General features: G+C 71.1%; 17 protein-coding genes. 8 read left to right on the forward strand and 9 right to left on the reverse strand.

Annotation, left to right across the window (positions count from 1 at the left end; all coding sequences use genetic code 11):
- Window positions 1-62: 62 nt before the first annotated feature.
- Entirely contained in the window at window positions 63-1,028 is a 966-nt protein-coding gene (locus ABZT04_RS21550) for an enoyl-CoA hydratase/isomerase family protein (RefSeq protein ID WP_356058403.1), read from the forward strand.
- A 60-nt stretch (window positions 1,029-1,088) separates the two neighbouring features.
- Here the strand turns inward: ABZT04_RS21550 and ABZT04_RS21555 are convergent, their stop codons facing one another.
- The 7 genes from ABZT04_RS21555 to ABZT04_RS21585 are packed head-to-tail and all read right to left on the reverse strand — an operon-like array spanning window position 1,089 to window position 7,307.
- Window positions 1,089-1,817, reverse strand: coding sequence for an enoyl-CoA hydratase-related protein (locus ABZT04_RS21555; RefSeq protein WP_356058404.1), 729 nt, complete (start codon window positions 1,815-1,817; stop codon window positions 1,089-1,091).
- Window positions 1,814-3,109, reverse strand: coding sequence for an amidohydrolase family protein (locus tag ABZT04_RS21560; RefSeq protein ID WP_355916019.1), 1,296 nt, complete (start codon window positions 3,107-3,109; stop codon window positions 1,814-1,816). The genes ABZT04_RS21555 and ABZT04_RS21560 overlap by 4 nt, the downstream gene beginning before the upstream one ends.
- A gap of 25 nt (window positions 3,110-3,134) precedes the next feature.
- Complete coding sequence (locus tag ABZT04_RS21565) at window positions 3,135-3,452, reverse strand: hypothetical protein (protein WP_356058406.1); 318 nt, start codon at window positions 3,450-3,452, stop codon at window positions 3,135-3,137.
- Window positions 3,418-3,801 (reverse strand): hypothetical protein, encoded by a 384-nt coding sequence (locus tag ABZT04_RS21570; RefSeq protein WP_262062248.1) that lies wholly within the window; start codon window positions 3,799-3,801, stop codon window positions 3,418-3,420. The genes ABZT04_RS21565 and ABZT04_RS21570 overlap by 35 nt, the downstream gene beginning before the upstream one ends.
- Complete coding sequence (locus ABZT04_RS21575) at window positions 3,798-4,505, reverse strand: ABC transporter ATP-binding protein (protein WP_356058407.1); 708 nt, start codon at window positions 4,503-4,505, stop codon at window positions 3,798-3,800. Before ABZT04_RS21575 ends, ABZT04_RS21570 begins: the two co-directional genes overlap by 4 nt.
- On the reverse strand, window positions 4,502-5,188 hold the full coding sequence (locus ABZT04_RS21580) for an ATP-binding cassette domain-containing protein (RefSeq protein ID WP_356058409.1): 687 nt from the start codon (window positions 5,186-5,188) through the stop codon (window positions 4,502-4,504). The genes ABZT04_RS21575 and ABZT04_RS21580 overlap by 4 nt, the downstream gene beginning before the upstream one ends.
- Window positions 5,189-5,192: 4 nt before the next feature.
- Window positions 5,193-7,307 carry an ABC transporter permease gene (locus tag ABZT04_RS21585; RefSeq protein WP_356058410.1) on the reverse strand — a complete coding sequence of 705 codons (2,115 nt, stop codon included), beginning with the start codon at window positions 7,305-7,307 and terminating at the stop codon, window positions 5,193-5,195.
- A gap of 159 nt (window positions 7,308-7,466) precedes the next feature.
- On the opposite strand from ABZT04_RS21585, the gene ABZT04_RS21590 reads away from it, so the two are divergent.
- From ABZT04_RS21590 to ABZT04_RS21605, 4 genes are read left to right on the forward strand one after another with little or no spacing between them, the layout of a single operon-like run.
- A complete protein-coding gene (locus tag ABZT04_RS21590; RefSeq protein WP_356058412.1) occupies window positions 7,467-7,913 on the forward strand; it encodes a nuclear transport factor 2 family protein in 447 nt (148 codons plus the stop codon).
- Complete coding sequence (locus ABZT04_RS21595) at window positions 7,910-8,998, forward strand: acyl-CoA dehydrogenase family protein (RefSeq protein ID WP_356058414.1); 1,089 nt, start codon at window positions 7,910-7,912, stop codon at window positions 8,996-8,998. The genes ABZT04_RS21590 and ABZT04_RS21595 overlap by 4 nt, the downstream gene beginning before the upstream one ends.
- Window positions 8,999-9,000: 2 nt before the next feature.
- Window positions 9,001-9,786, forward strand: a complete 786-nt coding sequence (locus ABZT04_RS21600) for an acyl-CoA dehydrogenase family protein (protein WP_356058416.1) — start codon at window positions 9,001-9,003, stop codon at window positions 9,784-9,786.
- A 20-nt stretch (window positions 9,787-9,806) separates the two neighbouring features.
- Window positions 9,807-10,625: an acyl-CoA thioesterase domain-containing protein gene (locus ABZT04_RS21605; RefSeq protein ID WP_356058418.1), complete on the forward strand. Its 819-nt coding sequence runs from the start codon at window positions 9,807-9,809 to the stop codon at window positions 10,623-10,625.
- Window positions 10,626-10,718: 93 nt separating this feature from the next.
- Here ABZT04_RS21605 and ABZT04_RS21610 read toward each other — a convergent pair whose 3' ends face one another.
- Both ABZT04_RS21610 and ABZT04_RS21615 read right to left on the reverse strand, forming a co-directional pair.
- A complete protein-coding gene (locus ABZT04_RS21610; RefSeq protein ID WP_356058420.1) occupies window positions 10,719-11,867 on the reverse strand; it encodes a thiolase family protein in 1,149 nt (382 codons plus the stop codon).
- Window positions 11,860-13,281 (reverse strand): long-chain fatty acid--CoA ligase, encoded by a 1,422-nt coding sequence (locus tag ABZT04_RS21615; RefSeq protein WP_356058421.1) that lies wholly within the window; start codon window positions 13,279-13,281, stop codon window positions 11,860-11,862. The genes ABZT04_RS21610 and ABZT04_RS21615 overlap by 8 nt, the downstream gene beginning before the upstream one ends.
- A 66-nt stretch (window positions 13,282-13,347) precedes the next feature.
- On the opposite strand from ABZT04_RS21615, the gene ABZT04_RS21620 reads away from it, so the two are divergent.
- The 3 genes from ABZT04_RS21620 (at window position 13,348) to ABZT04_RS21630 (ending at window position 15,172) form a co-directional block, all read left to right on the forward strand.
- Window positions 13,348-14,109, forward strand: coding sequence for an SDR family NAD(P)-dependent oxidoreductase (locus tag ABZT04_RS21620; protein WP_355916049.1), 762 nt, complete (start codon window positions 13,348-13,350; stop codon window positions 14,107-14,109).
- 5 nt (window positions 14,110-14,114) lie between these two features.
- Window positions 14,115-14,867: an SDR family NAD(P)-dependent oxidoreductase gene (locus ABZT04_RS21625; protein WP_356058422.1), complete on the forward strand. Its 753-nt coding sequence runs from the start codon at window positions 14,115-14,117 to the stop codon at window positions 14,865-14,867.
- A gap of 122 nt (window positions 14,868-14,989) precedes the next feature.
- On the forward strand, window positions 14,990-15,172 hold the full coding sequence (locus tag ABZT04_RS21630) for a hypothetical protein (RefSeq protein ID WP_356058424.1): 183 nt from the start codon (window positions 14,990-14,992) through the stop codon (window positions 15,170-15,172).
- Window positions 15,173-15,192 lie beyond the last annotated feature (20 nt).

The raw sequence follows: 15,192 nt of genomic DNA on the forward strand, positions 1-15,192 counted from the left end.
CCCCCTTCTCGCCACAGGTGATCTCAAATTACACTCCGGTTCACGCCTGGAGGGAGTTCACTGTGGAGGCGCCCTTCACGATCGTCGACCTGGACCGCGCTCCCGCGCGGGGGATGGGTCCGCGCGACCGGGACCGGGTCCTGATCGGCGTGGCAGCGGAGCCCGTCGCTGCCGGCGAGGATTTCGACATCCTGCTCACCGGTGTACCCGATCCGCCCAGGCCGTGGGTGGGATGCGCGGATCCGTATGCCACGGCCCGGCAGCTCGGTGATGTCGTCGAGAGTCGGGCCGCCGCCGCTGTCGCGCTGGTGCAGGTGCTGCGGATGGGCAGCGGGCTCTCGATCCCCGACAGGCTGATTCTCGAATCCCTCGCGTACTCGACCCTTCAGGGTGGAGCGGACTTCCGGGCCTGGCTGGCCTCGGCGCCCCGGCGGACGCCCCGCCCCGCCGAGACTCCCGTACGGCTCGGCCGGGAGGGTTCCCGGCTGTCCATCACGTTGGACCGGCCCTGGGTGCGCAACGCGTTCGACGCGGCGACCCGGGACGCGCTGTGCGAGGCGCTCCAGGTGGCCGTGGCCGACCCCTCGATCGGCCGGATCGATCTGTACGGCAACGGTCCCGCCTTCTGCAGCGGAGGCGATCTCGCGGAGTTCGGTACGTCCCGTGATCCGGCGCGGGCCCATCTCGTGCGGGTCCATCGCAGTCCGGGCGCACTGCTGAACCGTTGCGCTCCTCGGGTGACCGCGCATCTGCACGGTGCGTGCGTCGGCGCGGGGATCGAGCTCGCGGCCTTCGCGGGGCGGGTGGTCGCCGCGCCGGACACGGTGATCCGGTTGCCGGAGATCGGGATGGGGCTGATTCCGGGCGCGGGCGGCACGGCGAGCATCCCGGTGCGGGCCGGCCGGGAGCGGACGGCGTATCTCGCCCTGTCCGGGGTGGAGTTGAGCGTCGGGGAAGCGCTGCGCTGGGGGCTTGTCGACGAGGTCAGCGCGACGGTGGGCGCACCTCAGGACAGCGTCCTGCGCTGAGCGCTGGGAGCCGCACCCTGGGGTCTCCGAGACCACAGCCTCGGAGACCCCGAAGTTCCGTCACTTGCCCGTCCACACCGGGCTACGGCGTTCCGCGAAGGCCCGTGCCCCCTCCGCCGCGTCCGCGCTCCTGAACACCGACTCGACCTCCTCCGGCTCCGCCCAACGGCGTTCCCGCATCAGCTTCTTGGTCATCGCGACCCCGAGAGGACCGTTCTCGGCGATGCGCCCGGCCAGGGCCAGTGCTTCCTCCCGCACCTTCTCAGCCGGTACAGCGCGGTTCACCAGACCGAACTGTCTGGCGTCCGTGGCGGTGACGAGGTCGCCGGTGAGGCCCATCTCCAGGGCGACGGCCAATGGCACCCGGTCGCCGAGGGTCGTACCGCCGCCGGCCGCGAACAGGCCGCGTTTGACCTCCGCGATGCCGAGCTTGGCGTCTTCGGCGGCGACCACCAGGTCGCAGGCCAGGGCGAGTTCGAAGCCGCCCGCGAGCGCCGAGCCGTTGAGGGCCGCGATCACCGGTGTGGCGATGCCCTCGCGGAAGAACCACACCAGGCCGTCGAACCTCCCGCCCCCCTTCGCGAACACCTTGAGGTCCATGCCGGAGCAGAAGACCGTTCCGGCGCCCGTGAGGACGATCGCCCGGACCGCCGGGTCGGCGTCCGCCTCCCGCAGCACGTCTGACAGATCGTCAATCAGCTCCGGACTCATGGCGTTCCGGGCCTCGGGACGGTTCAGGGTCGCCACCAGTACGGCGCCGACCCGTTCCGTCAGAACCAGGTCGCTCATCGGGCCGCCGCCACGGCCGCCTTCGCCTTGGAGCGGAACGCCTCCAACTTCTCGGCAGGCTCGATGAGTTGGTGACTGCGGGAGCGAGTGGTGACGTCGTGGCCCTCGGCCGCCTTGCGCAGTGCGCCCACGGTGGCCTGTTCGCGCGGGATGTGTGCGAAGGGGTCGAAGGAGTACCAGCGCATGGCGTTCTCGAAGGTGATCTTCCGGGTGTCCTCGTCGGAGACGTCGCAGCTCGTCATCACGTCGTGCAGTTGCTCGGGGGCGTCCGGCCACAGGGAGTCGCTGTGCGGGTAGTCGCCCTCCCAGCAGATGTTGTCGATGCCGATGTCGTGGCGCAGCCGTACGCCCAGCTTGTCGGTGATGAAGCAGGTCAGGAAGTGCTCGCGGAAGACCTCGGAGGGGAGCTTGCCGCCGAAGTCCTGGAGGGTCCAGGTCGAGTGCATCTCGAAGGTGCGGTCGAGGCGCTCCAGGAAGTACGGGATCCATCCCGTTCCGCCCTCCGAGAGGGCGATTTTCAGGTTCGGGAACTCCTTGATCGGGGGTGACCAGAGCAGGTCGGCCGCGGCGGAGACGATGTTCATCGGCTGGAGCGTGATCATCACGTCGGGCGGCGAGTCGGCGGCCGGCACGGCGAGCCTGCCGGAGGAGCCGATGTGCACCGACATGACGGTGTCGGTGTCGGACAGCGCGCGCCACAGCGGGTTCCAGTACGGGTCGTGGAAGCTCGGGTAGCCGAGGACGGCGGGGTTCTCGGTGAAGGTGAGCGAGTGGACGCCCTTCTCGGCGACCCGGCGCACCTCCGCCGCGCACAGCTCCGCGTCCCAGATGGCGGGCAGCGCCATCGGGATGAAGCGTCCCGGGTAGGCGGCGCACCACTCGTCGATGTGCCAGTCGTTGTAGGCGCGGACGAGCGCGAGGGAGAAGTCGGTGTCCTCGGTGGCGAAGAGCCGGGCCGAGAAGCCGGGGAAGGAGGGGAAGTTCATCTGGGCGAGGATGCCGCCCGCGTTCATGTCCTTGATCCGCTCGTGCACGTCGTAGCAGCCGGGGCGGATCTCGTCGAGGCCCTGCGGTTCGACGCCGTACTCCTCCTTGGGCCGCCCGGCGACGGCGTTCAGCGCCGAGTTGGTGATGGTCGTGCCGCGGAACTGCCATACGTCGGTTCCGTCGTCCCGGTGCACCAGTTGGGGCGCGTCTTTCTTGTAGCGCTCGGGGAGGTGGTTCACGAACATGTCGGGCGGCTCGATGATGTGGTCGTCGACGCTGATGAGAATGAGGTCGTCGCGGTCCATGACGGCTCCTTCGAGGGTGGGTCGGTCAGTCGGAGGCGGGCAGCGGCTTGGCCGCCTTGAGGGCCATGGGCGCGCCGTCACAGGTCAGTTCGCCCGCGCCGGAGGCGGTGCAGAGCAGTTCGAGCGTCCCGGTGGCGTCGACGTACCGCTTGCCGATGAGGGTGGTGGTGCCGGCCGGTCCGGGCTTCGCCGGGGGTGCGTCGGCGACCGGGACCAACGGGCTGCCGCCGCACCCCAGTTGAGGCTGTGCGGCGGCGGGTGCGCGGATGACGACCACGCGGGTGCCGCAGACGGTGCTGGCGAGTTGGTCACCGGGGCGCAGCGTCGGTGCCGGTGGGGTCATGGCGGAGTTCCCTTTCGAGCAGGCGGTCGGCGAGGAGTTCCACGTCGTAGGACTGACGTGCCATCCAGTACCGCAGGAAGCCGGTGAGCGAGTAGCGCAGGAAGAGCGCGGAACCGACGACGCTCCCGGCGACCGCGGCCAGGCCGAGGGTGAGAGCGTCGTTCTGCACCAGCGGGTCGCTGGTGTTGTGCGAGATGAAGTAGGCGCACACGCCGAGGACGACGCCGATCGTCATCAGGGCGGCGCCCGCGCGGAGCCAGAGAACGGCCCTTCCGGCGGCCGGGTCCGGGATTTTCAGGACGGTGAGTTCGCGGACGAAGCGGTCCGCTCGCGTCTCGGTGGACGTCATGTGGAACTCCCCAGGTAGAGAGCGGACAGTTCGGCACGCAACCCGCCGTCGGGGTGGCCCTGCCGTTCGACCCGGCCGCGTACGAGGACGGCGGCGTGGTCGCAGATGTCGAGAACCGCGGCGGCGAACTGCTCGACGACCAGGACGGCCACGCCCTGCCGGGCGATCTCGCCGACCTGTTCGTAGAGGCGGCCGACGACCAACGGGGCGAGCCCCATGGAGAGTTCGTCGAGCAGCAGTACGGCGGGGTCGGTGGCGAGGCCGCGGGCGAGGGCGAGCATCTGCTGTTCGCCGCCGGAGAGGGTGCCCGCGGCCTGTCCTGCGCGCCGGGCGAGGACGGGGAAGCGCGTGAAGGCGATCTCCTCGATCTCCTCGCGGCCACGGCCGGTGAAGGTCATCATGAGGAGGTTGTCGCGGACGGAGAGGTTCGGGAACACGCCTCGTCCTTCGGGGATGAGGCAGACTCCGGCGCGGGCCAGGTCGCGGGGGTCGGCGCCGGTCATGTCCCGTCCGCCGAGCAGGAGTTGGCCCGACTCTGCGGGGTGGACTCCGGCGGCGACGCGCAGCGTGGTGGTCTTTCCGGCGCCGTTGGGGCCGAGCAGCGCGACCACCTGTCCGGCGGCGACGTCGAGGTCGACGCCGTGCAGGACGGTGATGCGTTCGTGGGCGGCCCGGATGCCGCGCAGTTCGAGAAGTGCGCTCACGCGTCCCCCAGGTAGGCGGCGAGAACCGTTTCGTCGCTGCGGATCACCTCGGGCGGGCCGACGGCGATGATCTTGCCGAGGTCGAGGACGTAGACCTCGTCGCAGACGGCCATCACGAGGCTCATGTCGTGCTCGACGAGGACGACGGCCGTGCCGTCGTCCGTGAGTGCGCGGAGGAGTTCCGCGAACCGTTCGGTCTCCTCCGCGTCCTGTCCGGCGGCCGGTTCGTCGAGGAGAAGCACCTTCGGGCGGATCGCGAGTGCCCTGCCGACCTCGACCAGGCGGCCGACTCCGGTGGGGAGTGCGTCAGGTGAGGTTTCGGCGAGGTCGGTGAGATCCAGGCGCCGCAGGAGCTCGGCGACAAGCTGGTCCGCCCGGTGGCGTTCGGGGCCGAGCTCGGCGGCGACGAGGAGGTTGTCGCGCACGCTGAGGCGGCCGAACAGTTCCAGGCGTTGGAAGGTGCGGGCCAGTCCGTGCCGGGCGCGCGCGGAGGGCCGGGCCCGGGTGACGTCCCGGCCGTCCAGGTGGACCTGTCCCGAGGAGGGCCTGCGCAGTCCGGAGGTGACGTCGAACAGGGTACTTTTCCCTGCCCCGTTGGGCCCGATGAGTCCGGTGACCCGGCCCGCCTCGGCGGTCAGTGCGACCTGGTCGAGAGCGCGGTTTCCGCCGAAGGAGACGGTCACTCCACTAACCTGCAGCGATGCCACGGGTCAGCACCTCCTCGTCCTCCGGGCGCCAGTCCCGTCGTAGCCCCCACCACTCGACGGGGATCTCCGGTTCTCGCGGGGCGGTCTGCCGGGCGTCGGCCCAGGCGCGCAGCGCGACGGCGAGGAGGAGTGAACCTCCGTAGTACGTCCAGTCGTTGATGACGTCGCCGAACCGCAGCGCCCAGGCCAGGGCGAGGACGCAGAGCAGGGCGGGGAGGGCGATGCGGTCGCGGGCGAGGGGTTCCCACTGGCGGCGGAAGCGGGAGACGATGCCGTCGGGGTTGTGGCCGAGTCCGACGCCGGCGAGGCCGGGGAGCAGGGCGACCAGGTTCGCGGTGCCGGGGGCGATGGCGATCAGGGCATTCGTCGGGGCGACGAAGGCGGTGCCGGCGAAGAGGCCGTTGCCGACCGCGCCGAGTCCGCCGACCACGGCGACGAGGAAGATGGGCAGACCTGCCACGAGGTTGAACTGGTCGGCGGTGACGGTGCGTTGCTGCATCCCGTAGAGCGCTCCGCCGAGTCCGGCGATGCCGGAGGCGAGGGCGAACACGGCGACCTTGGCGACGAGGAGGTTGCCGCCGAGGGTGGCGTAGGCGGCCTCGCTGTCGCGCAGGGCGATCAGCCGCCGTCCGAAGCGGCTGCGGCGCAGCGCGGCCACACCGATCGAGGCGAGGGCGAGGCAGACGGCGGCGAACACCATCAACTCCCGTCCGCTGTCGAGCCGTAGACCGAACAGGCTGGGTCCGGAGACGTCCACCGAGCCCTGGTCGAAGAGGGCGATCCGCACCCCAAGGACATGGAAGGCCGGGATGGTGAAGATCCACCGGTCGAGGATCACGGCGAACGCGGCGGTGCCCAGGGCGAGATACACGCCGGAGAGGCGCAGTGCGGGCAGGGCGACCAGTGCACCGGCCGCCGCCGACACGAGGATCGCGGCGCCGAGCGCCCAGAGTTGGCCGTGGGCCCCGAGGTGTCCCCAGACGACCGCGCCGATGCCGGCCATGCTGAGCTGACACAGGGAGACCTGTCCGGCGTACCCGGCGAGGGGGACGTACGAGAGCGCCACCACGCCCAGCGAGAAGATCGCTCCGTAGGTGATGAGGTCGGCTTCTCCGAGCAGGGAGGCCAGTACCGCACCGAAGGCGACGACGACCGCGGCGAACACGAGGGTGCCGCGCGCGCTGGGCACGGGTACGCGGGCGAGCCTCCGTTCGCGGCCGCGCAGGCGTCGGTGCGGGAACACGAGCAGGGCGAGGAAGAGCAGCAGGGCGGGGGCTGCAAGGCGTAGTCCGGGGAGGTATTCGTTCTGCGGCAGGTAGCCGGTCAGATAGCTCTCCATGCAGCCGACGACGACAGCGCCGAGGAAGGTGAGCGGCAGGCTGCGCAGCCTGCCGAAGACGGCGGCGGTGTAGGCGCTGACGATCAGCAGGGAGAGCTGGGCGGCGTCGAGGGTGACGGTCGGGGCGATGAGGATGCCGCCGATCGCGGCCAGTTGGGTGCCGAGGATCCAGGAGACCCGGCCGGCCCGGACGGGGTCGGCACCGGTGAGGCCGACGAGTGCCCGGTCGTCCACGGCGGCGCGCATCTCGGCTCCGGCACGGGTGCGGTAGAGCAGGACGCGCAGGCCGACGGCGACGGCCACGGCGACCGCCATGGTGATCGCCTGGTGCCAGGTGATGACGGCCGGGCCGAGATGTATGGGCTTGCGCGCGGCGAAGAACATGGGCAGGGGGCGCGCCACGTTGGGGTCCCAGACCCAGCGCGCGGCGGCGATGAGACCGCTGAGCAGTGCCACCGTCATCACGAGCCGTTCGGCTTCGCCGAGGGCCTGGACGGGCCGCAGTACGAACCGCTCCACCAGCAGCCCGAACCCCGGGGCGAGCACGAGCAGCACCACGGCCAGGGCGACCGGAACGGGCCAGCCCCAGCCGACGGTCAACTGCCAGTACATGAACGCGGACAGCATCCCGGCCGCGCCGTGCGCGAAGTTGAACACGCCGGTGGTGGTGTAGGTGAGCACGAGCCCACTGCCGATCACGGCATAGATCGCGGCCGTGCTCAGGCCGACGATTCCGAAGGTGAGGAACTGGTCCATCGCGTCGGATCTCCCCTCTCCATCGCTGGAAACTAGCTTCTCATCTACGGAGAATCAACCATTCAGACAGAGACTGTTGACGTCGCCTCACGCTCCATGGAAATCTGCCACTCATCTGAGAGAATGCCATTCTCACTCATGGTGAAGGGTGGAAAGTCCTTGTCCTCCTTGCCTGTTCCGGCCTCTCCCGCCGGTCCGACCGACGACCTGATGGAGATCCAGCAGCTCCTCGCCCGCTACGCGGTGTGCATCACCCGCGGCGATCTGGACGGGGTACTGGGGGTCTTCACGCCCGACGGCACGTACAGCGCCTTCGGGGACTCCTACGGCCTCGACGAGTTCCCGTCGCTCGTGGCCGCCGCCCCCAAGGGGCTGTTCCTCACGGGTACACCGGCCGTCGACCTGTCCGGCGACACGGCGACCGGCACCCAGCCGCTCTGCTTCGTCGACCACGCCACGCACGATCTGCGGATCGGCTACTACAACGACACCTACGTCCGTACGGCCGAGGGGTGGCGGCTGCGCACGCGGGCCATGACGTTCATCCGCCGCAGCGGAACACACGACTCGGGCCGCCCGCACGCCTATCAGCGCCCGGGAACATGAACGTCGACGACTTCCGCTCGGGCCTGCGTGCCTGGCTGGACGAGCACGACCTGTCCCCCGGCCCCGACCACTCCCTGGACACCCAGGTCGCTCAACTGGCCCGGGTGCGCCGGGCGTTGTACGGGGCGGGCTGGATGCGGTACGGCTGGCCCGCCGAGGTGGGGGGGCTCGGCGGGCCCGCGGTGCTCAGAGCGGTGCTCGGTGAGGAGGTCGCCACAAGGGAGTTGGCCGAGCCGGGGATCTACTCGATGGTCGAGGTCCTCGTCCCGACGCTGATCTCCTACGCCCCGCCAGCCCTCGCCGCCGAGATGGTCCCGCTGCTGCTGAGCGGCCGCGAACAGTGGTGCCAGGGCTTCTCCGAGCCGGGCTCCGGCAGCGACCTCGCCTCGCTCACCACCAAGGCCGTTGCGCGCGAGGACCACTGGGTGATCAGCGGCCAGAAGGTGTGGACGAGCCTCGCCCAATTCGCCGCCCGCTGCGTCCTGTTGACCCGCACCGCGCCGGGCCACGACGGGATCACCGCGTTCTTCGTCGACATGGACACCCCCGGCATCACCGTCCGGCCGCTGCGCACGATGCACGGCGTGGACGAGTTCGCCGAGGTGTTTTTCGACGACGTGATCGTGCCCACCGAGCGGATGCTCGGCAACCCGGGCGACGGTTGGCGCCTCGCGATGGACCTGCTCCCGCACGAGCGCTCCACCTGCTTCTGGCACCGGATCGCCCATCTCTACACGCGACTTGACCGACTGCTCGCCGAGACGAGCGTCCCGGACGACGCCGAACTCGGCGCCGCCTACCTGGCGTTGCACACTGTGCGCTGCCGCTCCCACGCCACCCAGCGGCGCCTGGCCGCGGGCGGCCGCCTGGGCGCGGAGACGTCGGTCGACAAGGTGCTGCTGGCCACGGCCGAGCAACAGCTCTTCGAGACCGTGCGCGATCTGCTGCCCGGCGTCCTGGAGTTGACGGACTCGCCGTGGCGCTCGGAATACCTGTACGCGCGGGCCGCGACGATCTACGGCGGTACGGCCGAGATCCAGCGGAACATCATCGCGCGCCGACTGCTCGACCTGGGGAGGGAGTAGGGGTGGACGCCGCCGAACGGGACCTGCTCACCGAGACGCTCCGCAAGACGATGACGGCGGCCTCGGGGCAGGCGCTGGACACCACCCTGGCCACCCTCGGCTGGGCCGAACTCCTCGCCGAGCAACCGGAGATCGCCGTGCCCCTCGCCTTCCGCCTGCTCGGCGAGACGGGCGCCCACGCGCCGCTCCTCAACGACGTGCTGCTCGGCGCGGCGGGCCGTCCGGCCGGCGGCACGGTGCCGCTGCCGTTCACGGGCGGTACCTGGGTCGTCTGGGAGCGCGACGACAGCGCCGCCGGGACGGCCCTGGACGCCGAACTTCCGCTGCGCACCGTGCCCGCCGGACCTCCCGTACCCCTTGCCGGGGGCCGGGTCGCGCTCGGTTGGTGGCTGGTCGGTACCGGTCACGCCATGCTCGCGTTGGCCCGCCAACACGCCGTGGACCGCGTCCAGTTCGGCCGACCGCTCGCCTCCTTCCAGGCCGTACGGCATCGGCTCGCCGAGACCCTCGTGGCCTTGGACGGGGCCGAAGCCACGCTGGTGGCCGCCACCGACGAGTTGGGCGCGCTGCTCGCCAAGGCGGCGGCCGGGCGGGCGGCATTGACTGCGGCCCGGCACTGTCAGCAGGTCCTCGGCGGCATCGGTTTCACCGCCGAGCACGATCTGCACCGGCATGTACGGCGGGCCATGGTGCTGGACGGACTGCTGGGCAGCGCACGGGAGTTGACGCGCGAGGCCGGAGCCCTGCTGCGGGCCGGCGGGTCCGCGCCACGGATCGTCCACCTGTGACCGACCGAGGAGTGACTTCAGTGACCGACCAAGCGACTGATCTCTGGGCCGACCTGCTCTCCTGCCTTGACCTCGACGCCCAGCCTCCCGGTGACGTCTTCGCCGGACGGAACCAGGAACTCGGCTACTACCGCGTCTTCGGCGGGCAGTTGCTCGCGCAGAGCGTCCGCGCCGCCCAACTGGCCTGCCCGGACAAGGCGGTCAAGAGCCTTCGGATGCAGTTCGCACGGGCGGGACGGCCGCAGGAGCCGGTGCGGTACGAGGTGACGCGTCATCATGAGGGCGGTTCCTTCGCGTCGTTGACGGTCGTGGGCCGGCAGGCGCAGGGCGTCGCGACCGTCGCGAGCGTGTCGCTGCACTCCTTCGAGGAGGGCCCCCAGCAGCAGATCGCCTTCCCGATGCCTCCGGTGCCGGGGGCCGAGCACGACGTGGCCCTCAGGCTGATTCCCTGGGACACCCGGGCCACCGTCGAGGTGGACACACCGAAGTCGGAGCCTCCCGAGTACGACCTGTGGATGCGCACGCCGACCGTCGCCCCGGAACTCGCCCCCGCCTTGACGGCGTACGCGAGCGATCTGAGCCTGATCGGTACCGCGCTCCGCCCGCTGGAAGGGGTCACCCAGCACGATTCGGGAACGGCGTTCACCTCCGCCGTGACCGCGCACTCGGTGTGGTTCCACCGCCCGTTCACGACGGACGAGTGGCTTCTCCTGCGCCAGGAGAGTCCGCTGCTCGCCCACGGCCGCTGCTACGGCCGGGGCGATGTACTCACCGCGAACGGGACCCTGGTCGCCTCGTTCGCGCAGGAGGCTCTGGTGCGCTTCCGCGGCGCCGCGTAACTGCCCTCCTGGGGCGCTGCGGGTACGGGCGAGCAGCACCTCCAGGAGAGCCGGCGCGGCGCCCTCTTCCGTCGGCCGCCGGGCACTCGTGTACTACGGCGCCGGCACCTCGATGACCGTGGCCGAGCCCATTCCGCCGCCCGCGCACATCGCCGCGACACCGATGCCGCCGCCGCGACGGCGCAGTTCGTGCACCAGCGTGACCAGCATCCGGGCGCCCGTCGCGGCGACCGGATGGCCGAGGGAGCAACCGCTGCCGTTGACGTTCACGCGGTCGGGGTCGAGGCCGAGCAGTTTCACCGCGGCGACGGGCACGGCGGCGAAGGCCTCGTTGATCTCGAACAGGTCGACGTCGGACGGGGAAAGTCCCGCGCGGGCAAGGGCCTTGGGGATCGCCTTCACGGGGGTGAGACCGGTCTCGGCCGGGTCGGCGCCGACCGACGCCCAGGAGCGGACGACGGCGAGCGCGGGGAGGCCGAGCCGGTCGCTGGCCACCACCAGCGCGGCGGCACCGTCGTTCGCGCCGCCCGCGTTGCCCGCCGTGATGGAGAAGCCGTCGATCTCCGGGTGGAGCGGCTTGAGCGCGGCCAGCTTCTCCAGGCTGGTGGTGCGGCGGGGGTGTTCGTCGACGGAGAACAGGCCGTGCGGTGTGTCGATGGGCACCAGCTCGGCGGCGAAACGGCCTTCGTCGATGGCGCGAATCGCGTTCTGGTGCGAGCGCAGCGCCCAGACGTCCATGTCGGCGCGGCTCAGGCCCGCACGTACGGCGGTGTTCCAGCCGACCGTGATCGACATGTCCAGGTTGGGGGCGTCGGCCCGATCGGGGTGCGTGGGCGGGCTCCACGGGTCGACCCAGTCGCCGTCGACGCGGAAACGCTGTTTCGGTGAGGTGGAGGCGGAGTTGACGCCACCGGCGATCACGAGTTCGTCCATGCCGGCGCGGATGCTCCCCGCCGCGCTCTGCACCGCCGCGAGTCCGGCGGCGCAGTGGCGGTTGTGGGCCAGGCCCGGTACCTCGGTGAGCCCGACGGTCAGTGCCGCGTGCCGGGCCACGACTCCCCCGCCGTACAGGCCCTCGCCGAGGATGATGTCGTCGACCGCGTCCGGGTCGAGCCCGTCCGTGGCAGCGGCGGCGGCGACGATGTGGTGGGCGAGGTCGAACGCGGTGGTGTCGCGGAGGGTGCCCTTGACGGCGGTGCCGACGGGGGTGCGCAGGGCGGACACGAGGACTGCTTCAGGCATGGGTGGTCTCCAACTCGGCCAGCAGGGTGCGGCGCAGCAGTTTTCCGGTCTCGGTCTTGGGGAGTTCGGCGCGGAACACGATCGTGTCGGGGGTCTTGGAGGAGCGCAGCCGGTCCTTGACCCACTGGCGGACCTCGGCGGGGTCGCCCTCGCCGACCACGACGGCGACGATCCGCTGGCCCCACTCGGGGTCGGGCAGGCCGATCACCGCCGCCTCCGTGATGCCGGGGTGGGCGACGAGAACGTCCTCTATCTCGGCGGGAGCGATGTTCTCGCCGCCGCGAATGATGGTGTCGTCGGCGCGACCCTCGATGAACAGATAGCCGTCGGCGTCCAGTCGCCCCCGGTCCCGGGTGGAGAACCAGCCGTCCTCATCGAGAGCACTGCGGCCGCCGTACTCGCCGGAGATCTGGTCCCCGCGCACGAACACGAGCCCGGTCTCCCCGTTACCGGCGGGCCTTCCGTCGTGGTCGCGGATCTCGATCTCGACGCCGGGCAGCGGCCGTCCCACGGAGCCGAGCCGCTCCCGTACGGCCGGGTCGGTCGCGGCGAGTGCCGCGCGGTGGTCGTCGGGTCCCAGCACCGCGACGGAGGAGGCCGTCTCGGTCAGGCCGTAGGCGTTGACGAAGCCCGTCCCGGGGAAGACCCGCAGGGCCCGCTCCACCACGGGCCGCGGGGTCCTGGCGCCGCCGTAGGCGAGGCTCCGGAGGGTGGGCGTGCCGGCGTCGTCGGCCGGGACCTCCGCGACGATGCGGGCCAACATGGTGGGCACGACGAGTGCGTGCGTGACCTTCTCGCGGCGCGCGGTCTCCAGCCACTCCCCCGCGTCGAAGGCGGACAGGTAGACCAGTCGGCGGCCGGAGTAGAGGTTCGTCAGGAGGTTCATCAACCCGGCCACGTGGTACGGCGGTACGGCCACCAGCGCCGCGTCGCCCTCCTGCGCGGAGGCGAACTCCTGGGTGTTCAGGACGTAGGCCAGCAGGTGCCGGTGGCGCAGCAGTGCCGCCTTGGGTTCCGCGGTCGTGCCGCTGGTGTAGAGGACCACCGCGACGGAGTCCTGGTCCTGGTCCTGTTCGAACTCCGGGTCGCCGGTGGCCTCTTCGGCGGCGAGCAGGGCGTCGAGGTCGGCGGGGCGCAGCACGACCGCATCGGGGTGGCGGGCCAGGAGGCGGGTCAACTGGTGGTCGCCGAGGCGGTAGTTGAGGGGGATGAACGGGATGCCCGCCAGGGCGGCGCCGAACAGGGCCACCGGATAGGCGAGATGACTGGGGCTCAGATACAGCACGGCCCGGTGGCCCCGGAAGCGGTGGGCGGCGGCGCGGGCGCGGGCGAGCAGTTCCGAGGCGGTCAGGGAGCGGCCGTTCGCCGTGACCACCGGTCGGTCGCCGCCCGAGGCCACCATCTCCAGAATCATGGTTATATTCATGAGAATGCTATTCTCATCTCACTAGAGCGCTGTTCGCAAGAGAGGAAATCCTTGATGCAGATCAGTGGGAGCTCCGCGGTCGTCGTCGGTGGGGCGGGCGGCCTGGGCGAGGCCACCGTCCGGCGCCTGCACGCGGCGGGAGCGAAGGTCGTCGTGGCCGATCTGGCCGACGAGAAGGGCAAGGCCCTGGAGCAGGAGCTGGGCGTCCGTTATGTGCGCACCGACGCCACCTCCGAGGACGATGTCCAAGCGGCCCTGGCCGAGGCGGAGTCGGCGGGGCCGCTGCGGATCTCGGTGGACGCGCACGGCGGACCGGCGAGCGGCGGTCGGCTCGTCGGCAAGGACGGCTCTCCCCTGGACCTCGCGGGTTTCCGCACGACGATCGACGTGTATCTCACCGGGGTTTTCAACGTGATGCGTCTGGCCGCGGCCGCGATCGCCCGTCAGGAGCCGCTGGACGGCGGCCGGGGTGTCATCGTCAGCACCGCGTCGATCGCCGCGTACGAGGGCCAGATCGGTCAACTCCCCTACGCCGCCGCCAAGGGCGGGGTCGTCAGCATGACCCTGGTCGCCGCGCGCGACCTGTCCCCGCTCGGCATCCGGGTCGTCACGATCGCGCCGGGCACCTTCAACACACCGGCCTACGGCAAGGCGGGCGACCAGTTGGAGGCCTACTGGGGGCCGCAGATCCCGTACCCGAAGCGCATGGGGATGCCGGTCGAGTACGCGGGTCTCGTGCAGCACATCGTCGAGAACGACTATCTCAACGGCGAGGTCGTCCGTCTCGACGGCGCCCTCCGTTTCCCGCCGAAGTAGGGGAAGTGACCTACGTGAGCGGCCCGTTGAAGGGCAAGGTCGCGTTCGTCGCGGGCGCCAGCCGTGGCATCGGCCGTACGGTCGCGCTGGCGCTCGCCGAGGCCGGGGCGTCGGTCGCGGTAGCCGCGCGGTCGGAGCGGGAGGGCCGGCTGCCCGGCACCATCCACTCGGTCGCGGACCGGATCGTGGCGGACGGCGGACGGGCTCTGCCGGTGCACTGTGACGTGAGCGACGAGTCCTCGGTCGACGCGGCCGTCGCCGCGACGGTCGCGGAGTTCGGCGGTATCGACATTCTCATCGCCAATGCCGGGGTGCTGTGGCTCGGTCCGGTCGAGTCGACGCCGCTCAAGCGCTGGCAACTGTGTCTGGACGTCAATCTCACCGGTGTGTTCCTGGTGACCCGGGCGGTGATTCCGCACGTTCGCGCGCGTGGCGGTGGTTCGTTGGTGGCCGTGACGACCGGCGGGGTGGGCATGACGGACCGGGGCGCCAACGCGTACTGGGTCTCCAAGTCGGCGGTCGAGCGGCTCTACTTGGGGCTCGCCGCCGACCTGCGGGAGGACAACATCGCGGTCAACTGCCTCGCGCCGTCACGGGTGGTCCTCACGGAGGGCTGGCAGGCGGGCAGCGGCGGGCGGGAGATCCCGGCGGAGATGGTGGAGCCGCCGGAGGCGATGGCGAGGGCCGCCGTCCTGCTCGCGAGTCAGGACGCCACCGGCCTCACGGGGACCGTCCAGCGCTCGGAATCCCTTGCCTGAACGGCGGTCGGACCGCCGGGCGGTGCGCTGCGCGCACGACTGATCCGCACCGTCCGGGGCACATGGAAGGGCGCAGCCACCGGGATCACCCGTGGCTCGCCATCCATCCGTAGGGGTTACCGATGCTTGCACTCGTGGCTGCCGCGCTCTTCGTCATCGCCTTCATCATCCGCGTCTCCGAGACGTCGACCCAGTTGGCCTTCACCCCGACCAGCCTCATGCTGCTCGGGCTCGCCTTCCTCGCCGCGCACTCGGCCGGCATCGGCTCCGGCTGGTCCTACACCCGCAGCGGGCGCCGCCGCTGAGGAAACGGTGCGCGCCGGCT

Source organism: Streptomyces sp. NPDC005492, from assembly GCF_040605995.1.
Taxonomy (GTDB): domain Bacteria; phylum Actinomycetota; class Actinomycetes; order Streptomycetales; family Streptomycetaceae; genus Streptomyces.

Excerpts from the sequence above, each read along its gene's own strand:
- ABZT04_RS21555 (WP_356058404.1), bottom strand. The coding sequence starts at position 1,817 with ATGAGCGACCTGGTTCTGACGGAACGGGTCGGCGCCGTACTGGTGGCG.
- ABZT04_RS21560 (WP_355916019.1), bottom strand. The coding sequence starts at position 3,109 with ATGGACCGCGACGACCTCATTCTCATCAGCGTCGACGACCACATCATC.
- ABZT04_RS21565 (WP_356058406.1), bottom strand. The coding sequence starts at position 3,452 with ATGACCCCACCGGCACCGACGCTGCGCCCCGGTGACCAACTCGCCAGC.
- ABZT04_RS21570 (WP_262062248.1), bottom strand. The coding sequence starts at position 3,801 with ATGACGTCCACCGAGACGCGAGCGGACCGCTTCGTCCGCGAACTCACC.
- ABZT04_RS21585 (WP_356058410.1), bottom strand. The coding sequence starts at position 7,307 with ATGGACCAGTTCCTCACCTTCGGAATCGTCGGCCTGAGCACGGCCGCG.
- ABZT04_RS21595 (WP_356058414.1), top strand. The coding sequence starts at position 7,910 with ATGAACGTCGACGACTTCCGCTCGGGCCTGCGTGCCTGGCTGGACGAG.
- ABZT04_RS21610 (WP_356058420.1), bottom strand. The coding sequence starts at position 11,867 with ATGCCTGAAGCAGTCCTCGTGTCCGCCCTGCGCACCCCCGTCGGCACC.
- ABZT04_RS21615 (WP_356058421.1), bottom strand. The coding sequence starts at position 13,281 with ATGATTCTGGAGATGGTGGCCTCGGGCGGCGACCGACCGGTGGTCACG.
- ABZT04_RS21620 (WP_355916049.1), top strand. The coding sequence starts at position 13,348 with ATGCAGATCAGTGGGAGCTCCGCGGTCGTCGTCGGTGGGGCGGGCGGC.
- ABZT04_RS21630 (WP_356058424.1), top strand. The coding sequence starts at position 14,990 with ATGCTTGCACTCGTGGCTGCCGCGCTCTTCGTCATCGCCTTCATCATC.